This is a genomic window from Kitasatospora sp. NPDC001225, assembly GCF_053597855.1.
The window spans coordinates 1-13,717 of sequence record NZ_JBSFJC010000178.1 but is presented as its reverse complement, the minus strand read 5'-3'; the positions used below and the strand labels follow the sequence as shown (position 1 = coordinate 13,717).

11 protein-coding genes and 1 pseudogene are annotated in these 13,717 nt (G+C 72.6%); 4 read left to right on the top strand and 8 right to left on the bottom strand.

Features of this window, described 5'->3' with window-relative positions; genetic code table 11:
• The first annotated feature begins 115 nt into the window (after positions 1-115).
• Complete coding sequence (locus ACWDCZ_RS35480; RefSeq protein ID WP_449811057.1) at positions 116-757, top strand: TetR/AcrR family transcriptional regulator C-terminal domain-containing protein; 642 nt, start codon at positions 116-118, stop codon at positions 755-757.
• A gap of 221 nt (positions 758-978) precedes the next feature.
• Entirely contained in the window at positions 979-2,034 is a 1,056-nt protein-coding gene (locus ACWDCZ_RS35475; RefSeq protein ID WP_449818025.1) for a beta family protein, read from the top strand.
• Positions 2,035-2,137: 103 nt separating this feature from the next.
• Here ACWDCZ_RS35475 and ACWDCZ_RS35470 read toward each other — a convergent pair.
• A pseudogene (locus tag ACWDCZ_RS35470) lies at positions 2,138-3,096 on the bottom strand (alpha/beta fold hydrolase).
• Between the two features lie 115 nt (positions 3,097-3,211).
• On the opposite strand from ACWDCZ_RS35470, the gene ACWDCZ_RS35465 reads away from it, so the two are divergent.
• Complete coding sequence (locus tag ACWDCZ_RS35465; protein WP_449818027.1) at positions 3,212-4,192, top strand: helix-turn-helix transcriptional regulator; 981 nt, start codon at positions 3,212-3,214, stop codon at positions 4,190-4,192.
• Positions 4,193-4,291: 99 nt separating this feature from the next.
• Here ACWDCZ_RS35465 and ACWDCZ_RS35460 read toward each other — a convergent pair whose 3' ends face one another.
• Positions 4,292-4,855 (bottom strand): YdeI/OmpD-associated family protein, encoded by a 564-nt coding sequence (locus tag ACWDCZ_RS35460; protein WP_074002808.1) that lies wholly within the window; start codon positions 4,853-4,855, stop codon positions 4,292-4,294.
• Positions 4,856-5,138: 283 nt separating this feature from the next.
• Here ACWDCZ_RS35460 and ACWDCZ_RS35455 point away from each other — a divergent pair, with 283 nt between their 5' ends.
• The gene (locus ACWDCZ_RS35455; RefSeq protein WP_449818024.1) at positions 5,139-5,975 is read left to right on the top strand and encodes a hypothetical protein; all 837 of its coding nucleotides are present in this window, start codon (positions 5,139-5,141) and stop codon (positions 5,973-5,975) included.
• A gap of 318 nt (positions 5,976-6,293) precedes the next feature.
• On the opposite strand, the gene ACWDCZ_RS35450 is transcribed toward ACWDCZ_RS35455, so the two are convergent.
• The 6 genes from ACWDCZ_RS35450 to ACWDCZ_RS35425 all read right to left on the bottom strand — a co-directional run bounded on the left by ACWDCZ_RS35450 (position 6,294) and on the right by ACWDCZ_RS35425 (position 13,485).
• Positions 6,294-7,454, bottom strand: a complete 1,161-nt coding sequence (locus ACWDCZ_RS35450) for a CopD family protein (protein WP_449818023.1) — start codon at positions 7,452-7,454, stop codon at positions 6,294-6,296.
• Positions 7,455-7,551: 97 nt separating this feature from the next.
• Complete coding sequence (locus tag ACWDCZ_RS35445; protein WP_449818026.1) at positions 7,552-8,988, bottom strand: MATE family efflux transporter; 1,437 nt, start codon at positions 8,986-8,988, stop codon at positions 7,552-7,554.
• A 40-nt stretch (positions 8,989-9,028) separates the two neighbouring features.
• A complete protein-coding gene (locus ACWDCZ_RS35440; RefSeq protein WP_449818022.1) occupies positions 9,029-10,060 on the bottom strand; it encodes a cysteine synthase family protein in 1,032 nt (343 codons plus the stop codon).
• Between the two features lie 49 nt (positions 10,061-10,109).
• On the bottom strand, positions 10,110-11,453 hold the full coding sequence (locus ACWDCZ_RS35435; protein ID WP_449818021.1) for a Y4yA family PLP-dependent enzyme: 1,344 nt from the start codon (positions 11,451-11,453) through the stop codon (positions 10,110-10,112).
• Complete coding sequence (locus ACWDCZ_RS35430; RefSeq protein ID WP_380780655.1) at positions 11,444-12,433, bottom strand: ornithine cyclodeaminase family protein; 990 nt, start codon at positions 12,431-12,433, stop codon at positions 11,444-11,446. Before ACWDCZ_RS35430 ends, ACWDCZ_RS35435 begins: the two co-directional genes overlap by 10 nt.
• Positions 12,434-12,495: 62 nt before the next feature.
• Entirely contained in the window at positions 12,496-13,485 is a 990-nt protein-coding gene (locus ACWDCZ_RS35425; protein ID WP_449818020.1) for a TauD/TfdA family dioxygenase, read from the bottom strand.
• Between the last annotated feature and the right edge of the window lie 232 nt (positions 13,486-13,717).

The window sequence follows — 13,717 nt, the reverse complement described above, 5'->3', positions numbered from 1 at the left end:
GGCGGGGGCGGGGGCGGGGGCGGAGGCGTGCGTGCTGGTGTGCGTGGCTTCGGACATGGCGAAGCCCCCTTTCTTGGTCACTGACCAACGATGGCTCCTCCAGTACACTTGGTCGGTGACCAAGAATCAACCCCGGACCACCGCGCGGCCCCGGCTCGACCCGACCGCCGTGGTGAACGCCGCGCTCGAACTGCTCGACGAGAAGGGCGCCGACGCCGTGTCCCTGCGCGGCACGGCCGAACGCCTCGGCGTACGGATGAACACCGTGCTCTGGCACGCCAAGACCAAGGCCCGGCTGCTGGAGCTGATGGCCGAGGCGATCGTCGCCGAGGTCCGGTTCTCCGACCTGCCCGAGGCCCCGGCCGAGCGCGTGCGCGAACTGGCCCGCCGCTACCGCCGCAGCCTGCTCGCCCACCGCGACGGCGCGGCCGTCGTCGCGGGCACCTACGCCGCCGAGCCCGCGACCCTCGGCTTCGCCGACCACGTCGTGGCGGCCCTGCTCAGCACCGGACTCGACGAACGCCGGGCCGCCTGGACGTTCTGGAGCATCCAGTACCTGACGCTCGGCCTGACCCAGGAGGAACAGGCACTCCGCGCCTCCGACGAGGAGCACAGCCTCGGCCCCGCACTCGCCGACGGCGGCTACCCCGCGCTCGACCGGGTGGCCCGGCACATGGAGGACACCGCGTTCGACGAGCGCTTCGAGTTCGGCCTCGACCAGCTGCTGCGCCCCCTCCGGGAGGCCGAGGAGGGGTGACGCGGGCTCCGGGCGGCGGGGCCCGGACACGACGACCGGCAGGCCGTCCGGTTTTCGTCATGCGGCACGGACTCGACCCCGCGCTCCGGTGGACGCCGTCGCCGCGCGCCCGCCCGCTGCGCCGGGTGCGCGCCCTGGTGCGACGGCGGCGGGCGTCGCACACTGGCGGGGCGACAGTAACCCCGGGTAACGCACGCGCCACCGTCAGCAGGGGGATGCCGATGGAGTACGTACCGATCCTGCGTGGCAAGGTGGGCGAGTTCATCGCCCTTCGCAACATCAGCGCCGACGTCCAGGCGCGCATCCGCCCGCTCCTCGAAGTCCACCCCGACCAGCGCCTGGCCGACGTCGTGCAGACCTTCGCCGACCACGCCGGGGACCACCTGCCCGGCAACCTCACCGTGACCGTCGACTGCGGGCAGCTCTGGCAGTACGGCGCCGTGGGGACCGGCTTCCGCGGCCACGCGATGCGCTGGCTCAGCGACGCCTTCCGCGAGTGGCTCCACACGCTCGTCCCCGCCTTCCGCACCACCGACCCGGACGGCTCCCTCGACGAGACCCGCCAGGCCCAGCTCGCCCACGGCGCCGGAGGGTGCCTGCGCGTCGACCTCAACCACCTGCCCCACGGCCCCCGGGAACTGACCGAGGACGTCCGCCGCACCCTCGACGCCGTCGTGCTCAAGCCGCCGGACACCGACCTGCTGCTCGACGCCGGCTACCTCCCCGACGCCGACACGGTCACCGGCCTCGTGCCACGGGCAACCGAGGTCCTGGCCTGGGCCCGCGCACTGCCCTGGCGGCGCATCGCGCTCGCCGGCGGCGCGTTCCCGCCGTCCCTGCGCCGCGTCACGCCCCACGTCCTCACCGCGCTGCGCCGCCACGACCTCGACCTCTGGGAGCGCGTCGCCCGACGGGCCGGAGGCCGACCGCCCGACTTCGGCGACCACGGCGTCACCCACCCCGAGCCGCCCGCTCCCGCCCGCGTGCGAGCCGCACCCGTCAACCTGCGCTACACCAGCGGGCGGCACTGGCACGTCGTGCGGGCCGTCGGCATGGCGGGGATCGACACGCTCCGGCTGTGCCGCGAACTCACCCGGGCCGAGGTCTGGTTCGGCGGTCGGACGAACGACGAACTGTCCTGGGGGGACGGTGAGATCCGCCTCCGGGCCGACGGCCTCGCGGCCGGTCCCGGCGGCCCCAGCCAGCGGCGCGCCTGGGAGACCTCCCACCACCTGGCCGCCGTCACCCGGTCCATCGCGGAGCGGGGACGGCCCTGACGGTGCCGCCCGCACGCGGGGCCGTGACGCCTACGGGTGACGCCTACTGGCCGACGTCAGGACGGCAAGGCAATTTGGACCGAGCAATGCACCCGCTCGGTGATCATTTGTCGGACAGGCTCCAGCCCTGCCGTTCCAGCCATTCCAAAATCACCTGGTTGGTTTCTTCCGGCATTTCCTCCTGGATCCAGTGACCGCATTCCAGGCCGACCACTTCCACGTTGGGCACGAACTCTGCCAGTCTTTCGAACCTCGGGATCGTGAAGTCCTGGTCGCCGTAGATCATGAGGGCGGGCTGCTTGATGACCGGGTCCGCGTCCGCCAGCTGGTGCCAGTTGCGGTCGAGGTTCCTGTACCAGTTGATGCCGCCGGTGAATCCCGACGTCTCGAACGCGGAGACGTAGACGGCCAGGTCGCTGTCGCTCATGACGGGCTCACCGAGTGCTGTTTCCGCCTTGGCGAGGTTGATGAACGCCATGCCCGGTTCTGGGGATGCGGGGGGCACGTTCTTCCGGTAGAGGTTGCGGAGGAACCGGGAGGTGTTGGCATCGAATGCGGCGTCCGCGACGCCCGGCTGCCGGTTGAAGTGGACGAAATAGAAGTCGCCGCCGAGGAAGGTCTCCATGACCTCGATCCACGGCGTTTCTCCGCGCTCCTGGTAAGGCAGACTCAGGTTGATCAGCTTGTTCACCCGGTCGGGGTGCAACAGGGTCAGCCCCCAGACGACGAACGCACCCCAGTCATGGCCGATGAAGGTGGCGTCCTCGTAGCCGTAGTGGTCCAGGAGCGCGACGAGGTCACCCGTCAGGTGTTCGATGTCGTAGTCCGTCACCTCGGTCGGGCGGGATGAGTTGCCATAGCCCCGCTGGTTCGGTGCGATGACGTGGTAGCCGGTCGCTGCGAGGACGGGCATCAGGTGACGCCAGGAGAAGGCGTGCTCCGGCCAGCCGTGGCAGAGCACGATGGGCTTGCCTTGTTCTCTCGGCCTGCCTCGAAGACTTCGAGCTCCACACCGTTGACCTGGACGAGGGTGGGCTCGGGAAATTCTGCTGGATTGAACACTGCATTTCCTCTCTGGGGCGTTCGCCGGCGGTCGACCTCCTCGATGAGGCCATGTCGCCATCGTGCTCCCCAAACCGGTCACCCCATGACCGGTTTCCATGAGACTTTTGTCAGCATGCGATCCGATCGGCTGGTGGCCGTACTCCTCCTGCTCCAACGGCGCGAGCAGGTGACAGCCGCAGAGGTCTCCCGAGAGCTGGACGTCTCCGAGCGCACCGCCCGCCGCGACCTCGACGCCCTGGCCATGGCCGGGGTGCCCGTGTACTCCGTACAGGGCCGAGGTGGCGGCTGGCGCCTCGTGGGCGGCGCTCGTACCGACCTGTCCGGGTTGACCGCCAGTGAGGCCCGCGCCCTGTTCCTGGCCGTCGGTCCGGCCTCGGATGCGACGCCGGCGATGAAGGCAGCCCTGCGCAAGCTCGTCCATGCCCTGCCGAAGCCCTTCCAGGTGCAGGCCGAGGCAGCGGCGGCGTCGCTGGTCGTGGACCCGCAGCGATGGGGGGCGAGCCGGATCGAGCACCGGCCGCCGCGCTTCCTCGACGAACTCCAGGACGCGGTGATCAGCGGCGTCCAGGTGTCGCTCGGCTACGTCGACAGCAAAGGCGTCGAAACCCGGAGAACCGTCCACCCGCTGGGCATCGTCGCCAAAGGCCCTGTGTGGTACCTCGTCTCCAACACCGGGACCGGCCGACGGGTCTTCCGGATCGACCGCGTGTCGTCCGCTGACCCGACCGGCGACCCTGTGCACCGACCCGGGGACTTCGACCTTGCCGAGAGCTGGAATGAGATCGCCGAAGAGGTCGATCGCAAACGAACGCCGCTGGAGGTCCAGGCGGTATGCACACCCGACGGGATAGGCATACTCCGGATGGCGCTCGGCGACCGGCTCGACGTGGGAGGTTCCACGACCGATGGCCGCATCGAGGTCGTGATCCGCGGCCCCAACGAGTGCATCCTCGCCGGCGAGCTCTCAGGGCTGGTCGAATGGGTCGAGGTGACCGGCCCTCCGGGTGTGCGAGACCACCTGGCCTCGATCGGCAACGCCCTCGTCGAACGATACGGCCGGCCGCGCACCCGCGGAGACCTTCACCCGTCTTGAAGCGGACGAGGCAGGGCTTCGCGAACAGTTCCGTTCAACAGGGTGGGTTCGTCCGTTCCGGCAGTCGCCTGGTCACGAGTCGGCGGGTCTGCCGGGCCCTCAGGTTCCGGGGCGCCGGAACGGCTTGAGCCGCACCCCCTCCAGGCTGTCGGCGATCAGCTGGTCCAACCGCCGCTCCCGGGTCTCGTCCCGCTTGGCACTGATCACATGGTGGATCGCCGACTTGCGGTAGGACGGCGCCTGCCCGCTGAACCACTCCCACGCCCGCGGTTCCGCTTGGAAACGAGCCAACTGCGCCGCCTCGAACTCCCAGACCGGCTTCTCCTCGCGGCCCCGGTCACGGGCTTCGAACACCGCGATGCCGGCCGGCCGCATGAGCCCCTGCGCGGTCAGCTCCTCGATCTTGCGGAGGTTGACCAGGCTCCAGTTGCCGCGCGGCCTGCGCGGGGTGAACCGGATCGTCCAGGAGAAGTCGTCGATCGGGCTCTGCCGGCCGTCGATCCAGCCGTAGCACAGGGCCTGGTCGACCGCCTCCGACCAGCTCAGGGTGGGCTTGCCCGTTCCCTTCTTCCACATGCCCACCCGGCATTCGGAGGCAGTCGCATGGTGCTCCTCCAGCCAGTCCCGGAACTCCTCAGGACTTGAGAAGAAGGTTGGCTCCATGCGCGGTGCTCCCGTCGGTCGACTCGTCGGTTCCATTGAACCCGTCGGGTGCGACAATCCGAGACCTGGGCGAAGCTGCTGGAACACGTCCAGGTCGACGATGCGGTGGGCCGGGTGGAATGGACGGTTGCCGTGGACTCCACGGTGCAGGGGTGCGGCCCGCGTGTTCAGGCCATTCCCGGGTGCGGGCGCCCGAACCCGTCGCCCTGGCGGGCAGGATGGCCGGCAGCCCGCGCCCCGCCCGGCCGGGCCTCGACGACCGATCGGAAGGCAGGAACCAGCGATGCCGAAGAGCCCACGGCGATTCACGGCGGCGGCCACCGTCTGCGCCGCACTCATCAGTGCGGTGGGCCTCCTCGCACCGACCGCGCAGGCGCAGGTGCGGACAGGGGCACCGGCGTCGGTGCTCGCCGCACCGGACGCGGAGACGGGCCTGCCGAGGGACACCGGAACTCCCCCGGGCACCGAGGGCCAGTCCACCACGGTCACCCGTCCCGACGGCACCCAGGCGCGGTTCGCGGTCTTCTCGACCGACTACGCCACCGGCCAGACCATCTGGTACCAGACGCAGTCCGCCCCCGGTGGCCCGTTCGGCGCCTGGAGCCAGGTCAGCGGCATGAGCCTCAACTTCCAGAACCTGGTGCTCACCGCCGCCGCGGACGCCGACGGCGCCCTGGAGGTGTTCACCATCGGATACCAGTCGTCGGTCCTGGTACGGATCCACCAGGCCGGCCCGGACGGTCCGTGGTCGGCGCCCGAGCCCTTCGGCCCCGCCGGGGCGGGCGTGCCGAGGTTCTTCGGGCCACCGGTGGCCTTCCAGCGGGCGGACGGCACGCTGGCCTTCTTCGAGGTCTACCAGGGCTCGGGCAGCCCGCGGTTGTACGTCAACGAGCAGAGCGCCCCCGGGGTCTGGGGCTCCTGGAACGATCTGGGATCCGGCCCGCTCCCGGCGGGGGTGGCCACTCCCTCCTCCGTCACGCAGTCGGCGGACGGGCGGCTGACGGTGCTCGCGCACATGTGGAACGCCACGTCGTGGACGGCCCGGATCTCCGAGCAGGCTCCGGGCGGCCCCTGGGGCCCCTGGCAGGACTGCCGGAACGGCGGCTGCGCCGCGGGCTGACCCCGGCACCCGCCACCCGTATCCGAGTGGTGCCCCGCACGTGAACCCCTCCTGGCCTCCCGGGAGTTGCGTGCGGGGCCGGGCCGCCGGTGCCCAGGCCGTTGTCCGGTCCGGGGTCGGGGCCGGTGACGAAGCCGTCCGGGGAAACCGAGATGTCGGCGATGACACGGGTCATGCCGGGGTGCGTCCGGTCCGCTGCCCGGGGGCGGCGTCTCCGCCTCCGGACTGCCGCTGCCTGGTTCGTGCCCGGGTCGACGACGCGCGGGCGTAAGGGGCACGTGGGGCCGCCGACCCGGGTCGGCGGCCCCACGTTCGCTGTCAGGCGGTGGCGCCCTGACGACGGGCCAGGGCGTCGGAGGCCTTGGCGGTGGCGTAGAGGGAGACGCCGAGGGCCAGCACGAGGGCGGCGCCGGCCGCGAAGACGGTGCCGGAGGAGACGGCCTTGGCGTCCGCGGCCTCGGCGCGCGCCGATCCGGTGATGAACGGGACGACCGCCAGGACGGCGACGCCGAGGGCGACCTCTCCCCACACGACCTTCGGGAAGTGCCGCAGCGTGAGGTGGAGCAGCGAGGAGGTGTCGTCGGTGCGCCGGGCGTGGGCGATGCGGGGCATCAGCCAGAACTGGTTGAAGGCGCCGGCGGTGACGAGGCCGAGGACGAGGAGGACCTTGACGAGCAGGGCGAGGCCGTAGCCGGTGGTCCACAGCTGGGAGACCGCGCCGACGTGCTTCCAGCTGAGCCAGAGGCCGGAGATGGTGACGGCGGCGACGCAGACCATGGCGACCAGGCTGAAGCGGCGCCACAGGTCCGCCCACAGCAGGCCGGCGCCCGTGCCGAGCCGGCCGCGGGTGCCGGCGAGCGCGACGAGCAGGGCGAGGCCGCCGAGCCAGACGGTGCCCGAGACGATGTGCACCTGGTCGAGGAGGAGGTCGAGCCAGCGGTCGAGACCGGCGGGGGCGGTGGTCGGGACGGCGGCGATCAGGGTGACGGCGAGGGCGGCCGGCAGCGCGGTGAGCGCTATCGCGTCGACGTGGCGGCGTACGGCCGGGACGAACAGGGCGGCCAGCAGGACGGCGGTCGCGGCCAGGACGGCGTTCTGGACGAGGTGGACGGTGCCCTGGGCGATCCAGGCGCCCTTGGCGGCCGGCGCCTGGAGGTAGTCCCAGAGCCTGCCGGGGGCGAGGGCGTCACCGAAGGGCATGCCCTTGCCGGCGCGGGCGAGGCGGGCGGCGAGCTGGAAGTAGCCGGCGACCAGGAGGACCACGCCGGACACGGCCAGATAGGTCGCGGCCCTGGCGCGCAGGACCCTGGAGTCGTCGGGGTCCGCGCCGCGCAGGGCGGGGCGGACGGTGGTGGCGTAGGTGACGGTGGTGCCGATGGCCGCGCTGAGGCCGAGGAAGTAGCCGGCCTTGGTCAGGACGCGCCACAGCGGGGGCAGGACGTACGGGGTGGCGGTGGCGGCGAGCGAGGCAGCGTGCATGGGGGAGTCTCACGTGGTGGTGGGTGGATGCGGAGCAGGGTGGTGCGCCGGAGGGCGGGCGGGGTGGCACCCGCCCTCCGGCACCGCCGACGGGCTGTCAGGCTCCGGCGGCGACGGCGTCGGGTGCCGCGGCGGCCCTGGCGGTGAGGGCGCGGCCGTAGCGGCGCAGCAGGAGGACCGCGGTGGTGGCGAGGCCGATCAGCAGGCCGAACCAGAGGCCGCGGGTCTCGCCGCCGAGGGGGTAGGCGAGGAGCCAGGAGGCGGGCAGGCCGACGGCCCAGTAGCCGACGAGGGTGATGCGGAAGCCGCTCCTGGTGTCGTCGAGGCCGCGCAGCAGGCCGACGCCGATGTTCTGGGCGCAGTCGAAGAACTGCAGGACGGCGACGACGACGAGCAGGCCGGTGGCGATCTCCAGGCCCTGCTGGTCGGTGGGCGCGTTCGGGTCGAAGTAGGGGCGCAGGACGAGGTCCGGGAGCGCGAGGTAGAGGGTGCCGACGACCGTCATCACCACGGCGCCGCAGGCGAGCGCGGTGTTCTTGATGCGGCGGGCGGCGGCGTACTCGCCGAGGGCGAGTTCGCGGCTGACGTTGATGGACGCGGCGTGCGAGAGGCCGACGGCGACCTGGAAGACGATGTAGATCAGCTGGTTGACGGCGGTGTGGGCGGCGAGCGCGGCGGGGCCGAAGCTGCCGGCGAGCAGCGCGGTGACGGAGAAGAACCCGGCCTCGGAGCCGTAGGTGGCGGCGATCGGCGTGCCGAGGCCGAGCAGGCGGCGGACGGTCGCGGCGTCGGCGCGCCAGAAGTCCAGGCTCAGCAGCGGTGCCAGCCGGTCGTCGCGGCGGGCGGAGGCGTAGAGGGCGAGGAAGGACAGCAGGTAGACGCTGCTGGTGGCGACGCCGATGCCGGTGAGGCCGAGCCGGGGCAGGCCCCAGGTGCCGTGGATGAAGGCCCAGTTGAGGGCGGCGTTGACGGCGACGGAGGCGAGGGTGATCCGCAGCAGCGCCTGGGGGCGGCGCATGCCGACGGTGAACTGGCGGATCGCCTGGAACCAGAGGCAGGGCACGAGGCCGGGGGCGAGGGCGGCGAGCATGCCCTGGGCGCGGTGGGCGACCTCCGCGTCCTGGCCGAGCCAGGTGGCGGCCTGGCCGATGAGGACCATCAGGACGGCGCCGGCCAGTCCGGCGAGGGTGGCGACGGCCATCGCGGCCCGCACCAGGCCCCGGACTTCCTGGTCGGCGGCGTCGGTGTCGGCGGCGGGTCCAGCGGGCTCGGCGGTTCCGGCGCGTTCGGCCCGGGCCGCCGCGGCCGCCACCTGGTTGCCGACGGAGGTGACCAGCCCGACGCCCATGGTGCGGAGCTGGTTGAAGATCACCAGGGCGAGGCCGCCGGCCGCGAGGGCCTCGGTGCCCAGGACGCCCATCATGATCGTGTCGGTGGTGGTGAGGGCGACCTGGGCGAGCTGGGTGAGGGCGAGCGGTACGGCGAGGGCGGCGAGCGCGCGGCTGTCGCGCGCCAGGGTGGTCAGCTGCTGCATGGTGGGTGTCACGTCTCTGGGTGTCACGTCTCTGGGGGTGTCAGGGCCTGCGGAGTTTGGCGAGGGATTCGTCGATGCCGGTCTCGACGGCCTCGTCGAGGAGGTCGCGGGCCGTCATCCAGTCGTCGTTGAAGACGGTGTCCAGGTACTTCTCCCCGCCGTCGTTGATGAACGCGACCATAACGGCGTCCGGCGGCAGGGTCGTCAGGCGGGTCAGGGCGTCGTGGACGACGCCGCCGGCGGAGCCGCCGATGAGCAGCCCGGTGCGGCGGGCGACGACGCGGGCGGTGGCGAAGGCCTCGATGTCGCCGACCTTGACGCCCTCGTCTATGAGGTCGTAGTCGACGAGCAGGCCGATGGTGGCGCCCTCGGGGGTGCCGGTGCCGGACTGGTAGTAGTCGTGGGCGGGCGGGCCGAAGGCGATGGAGCCCTTCGGCTCGACGCCGACGACCGTCACGTCCGGCACGTACGCCTTGAGCTCGCGGGCGGTGCCGCACAGCCCGCCGCCGGTGCCGACGGCGCCGACCAGCACGTCGACCCGGTTGTCCAGGGCCTGGGCGATCTCCCGGCCGACCGCGTGGTAACCGACCGCGTTGCTGGGGTTGTTGTGCTGCTCGGTGAAGAAGGTGTTGTCCCTGCCGCGGGCCATCTCCTCGGCGAGCTCCTCGCGGGCGGCGGTGTGCAGCTCCTCGCCGTCGGTGTCCGCGTCGACGTACACCAGCTCGGTGCCCATCGCCTTCATGCCGCGCAGCTTGTCGGCGGCGGCGTGGTTGTCGACGACGGCGGTGAAGCGGTAGCCGCGTTCGGCGGCGACCACGGCCAGCCCGAGGCCGGTGTTGCCGGAGGTGGACTCGATGATGTGGCCGCCCTCGCGCAGCTGTCCGCGCTCCTCGGCGTCGAGGACCATCTGCCGGGCCATGCGGATCTTGGCGCTGCCGATGGGGTTGAACATCTCCAGTTTGAGGAGCAGGCGGGCGCCGTTGTCGGCGCGGGCGAGTTCGAACAGCGGGGTGTAGCCGATGAGGTCGGAGATCCGGGTGACCACCGGGGGGCGGTGCAGGGCGTCGGTCATGGCGGGGGGCTTCCTGGTGAGCGCGGTGGGCGGCGTCGGATCAGTGGGATCAGCGGGCGGGGCGGCGGTCGAGGCGCCAGCGCGGTCGGCCGTCCTCGTGCTGGACGACGACCTTGGCCGGCAGGGGGAGGTCGTGGAAGGGGGACTCGTTGGAGTCCATCTGGTAGCCGGCGGTGTTGGGGTAGACGAGGAGGTCGCCGACCCGGGGCCGGGCGGGGAAGGGGATCTTGCGCCAGGTCAGGAGGTCGGAGTCGAGGCAGCTGGCGCCGCCGACGCACGCCCGGTACTCCTCGGCCGGCTGGCTGGGAGAGCGGGGAAGGAGTACGGGCTCGGGCAGGTACTCGCTGTTGAACCACTGCTCGGACAGGCTCAGGCTGGTGCCGTCGACGGTGACGATGCCGTATCCGGCCCGGTCCTTGACGCCCTGGACGACGAAGACGGAGGAGCCGGCCCGGTCGAGCAGCGCGCGTCCGGGTTCCAGCAGCAGCGTCACGCCGGCCTCCCGCAGCCGCTCGGCCAGGTCGGGCCCCTGCCTGCCCGGGCGGCCGGTGAGGATCGAGCGCAGCGCGTCGGCCCCGGCGACGGGGGAGTGGTAGGGGTAGAAGTCGCCCGTGCTGAACGTCCGGCCGCCGTGGTAGTGCCCGGGCTCCTGCTCGGCGAGGAACAGCTCCCAGGCGTCGGCGGGCACGTAGTCGACGGCGAAGCCGCCGCCGATGCTGATCCGGTCCGCCGGCAGGCCCATCGTCCGGGCCTTGAGGCACAGGTCGACGAGTTCGCCCGCGAGGTCGGTGCGCGGCCGCACCTCGTAGCCGGACAGGTGGAAGCTGAAGCCCTCCATCCGGACCCGCTCACCGGCCGCGGCGCAGCGCGACAGCGCGGCGTCCAGCTGGTCGTCGTCGAGGCCGAAGCGGCTACGGGGCTGGGCCGGCGGGTGACGGCGCAGCAGGAGGCGGACGGGCCGGGGGACGTCCAGGTGCAGGACGCGCTCCAGTTCGTCGAGGGCGTCGACGGCGATCAGCGCGCCCTGGAGGGCCGCGATGCGCAGCAGGGCCTCGGACTTGGCGGGGCCGGTGACGACGAGGTCCTCGCCGCGCACGCCGTGGCCGAGCGCCTCGCGCAGTTCGCCGAGCGAGGCGACGTCGAGCCCGGCGCCGGTGGCGGCGCAGCGTTCGACGAACGCGGCGGCCTTGTTGGCCTTCTTGGCGTAGTAGACCCGCCCGTCCACGCCGGTGTCGGCGAGGACGGCGCGGAACGCGGCGAGGTTGGCGTCGAACCGCTCGGGCAGCAGGTAGTGGAACCCTCCGCCGAGGCCGTGGGCGAGTTCGTGGAGCAGGCCGCTCGCGTGGAGGCGCTCGGCGAGGGGGTCGGGATGGGCGGGCAGGGTCAGCGCCACAGGTCCACCTCGGTGCCCAGGCCCTGGTCGGCGGCGAGTTGGGCGAAGCGGTGGCCGAGCGCGATGTCGGTGACGACCAGGCCGCTGTTGTAGGCGAAGATCCGCTGGTCGGGCGCGGTACGGGCGTTGGAGGCGCCGGAGATGGCGGCGGGCAGTTCCAGGTCGACGGCGGGCAGGGTGCCGTCGGCGTCGGCCATGTCGGTGCCGGTGACGCGCATCTGGGCCTCGCTGGTGGCGATCACCCGGTCCGCGCGGTGCAGCGTGGACGGGGCGAGGCCGTGGCCGACGAGGATCGCGGTCGCGCCGGGCTTCAGCCAGTCGGCCTCGACGGCGGCGGGGGTGTGGCCGCCGGCGGTGGCGACGATGACGTCCGCGTCCCGGGCGGCCGCCTCGAGGTCGGTGACCAACTCCAGCTCGCGGCCGGGGAAGTGGCGCTCCAGCTCCTGGCGGACGGCGGCGATGCCGTCGGGGTGGGTGCCGGAGAGCAGCAGGCGCTTCAGCCCGGGCAGCGTGGTGAGCAGGAACGGCAGCGCGAGGCGGCCCTGGGTGCCGGTGCCGATCACCAGCGCGGTGGCGGCGTCGGGGGAGGCGCACTCGCGGGCCAGCAGGGCGGAGACGGCCGGGGTGCGCAGCGAGCCGATGCGGGAGCAGTCCATCATGGCGACCGGCAGGCCGGTGACGTCGTCGTAGACGGTCAGCGTCGTGTAGTAGTGCTGCTCGTCGCGGCCCTTGTCCAGGCCGTGCTTGTACGAGGTCTTGAACGCGACGACGTTGCGCACCCCGTCGCGGCCGAGCATGGCGTAGGAGACGGAGTGGCCGTCGGCGGGCTGGACGGTGAGCTTGCGGGGGTTGTCGGACCGGCCGGCGGCCAGGGTGCGGTAGGCCTGTTCGACGGTGTCGACGACGTCGGCCAGGGTGATGTCCAGGCCGGCGAGGTCGCTGGTGGAGAGTACGCGCAGGGTGGTGTCGTCCCGGTCCACGCGGGTGCCCTTTCGGTTCGGTGAGGCGGCGTCTGGAAAGCAGGGGGGGGGAGAGCGGGCGGTCAGGAGGCCCAGGCGGTGAGGGCGGCCTGGCCGTAGCCGTGCTCGTCGTGCTCGGCGAGCGGGCGGGTGGGGCGGTCCTCGACCCGGACGGAGGCGCGCTTGAGCCAGCGGTCGGTGCCGTCGTAGCGGGCCCGGAAGGGGACGCGGCCGTGGACGACGAGGTCGTTGTCGACGACCAGGACGTCGCCCGGCTCCAGGCTCACCGCGACGGACACCCGGGCCAGCTCCTCGCCCAGGCGCTCGTAGGCGCCGCGCCAGGCCTCGTCCGTCCCCTCCAGCGGGGTGTAGGCGGGGTCGTAGCGCATGGTCAGGCCGTCGGGGGAGTCGAAGAGGGTGGGTACCGGGGCGGGCCGTCCGGGGAACTGCTGGGCCTGCTCGTAGGCGTCGTCGGGCAGGATCGGCGCGACGGGCCGCTTCAGTTGCTCCAGGTCGGCTTGGGCGAGCGCGGTCAGCCGTACGCCGGCCGCGGTGGTGGCGATCCGGTCGTGGTTGCGCATGCAGCAGAGCAGCAGCAGGTGGGCGCGGCCGGGGTGGAAGGCGTCCTCGGTGTGCGGGGTGAGCAGGACGGAGCTGGAGGCGCCGGTCTGCTCGCTCTCGTGGCCGGGCGAGGGCACGATGTTGTGCACGAACCGGCCGTCCTGCTGGCCGTCCCAGGCGATCGGGGTGCCCATCAGGGCGGAGACCAGCAGCAGCGTCACGTCCCACAGCGCGCCGGCGTCGCCGACGGTCGACCAGTGGCCGGGCGTGGGGCCGAGTTCGGTGTCGTCGGGGCGCAGGCCGCGCAGCACGAACAGGCCGTCGGCGGTGTCCACCGGGCGCAGCGCGTGCCGGAGTTCCGCGCTGAGTCGGGTGCGGGTCGCGGGCAGGTCGGCCAGCAGGTCGGGGCTGGTGGCGGAGCCGTGGCGGGCCAGCAACTCGGCGGCGGTGTCGGTCAGTTCCGTGGCGGTGGCGGTGTCGAGGCGGCGTACCGGGGCAGGGCAGGTGGGCACGGCGGGACCTTCCGGGGGCGGGACGGGAGAGGTGTGCGAGCACGCGGCATCACCGCACCGGTGTGGGACGGGCGGGAGCAGCGCGTGGGGCGTGGGGTCCGGGGCGGCTCGAACGGCCGGACGACATGAACGTAACAACGACTTCGAAGTAAGGCAAGCCTTACCCAAATCGGATGTCTACATTTACGTAGTCTCGGCCTCCGGCGGCGGCGCACAGGCCGCGCAGGGTCAA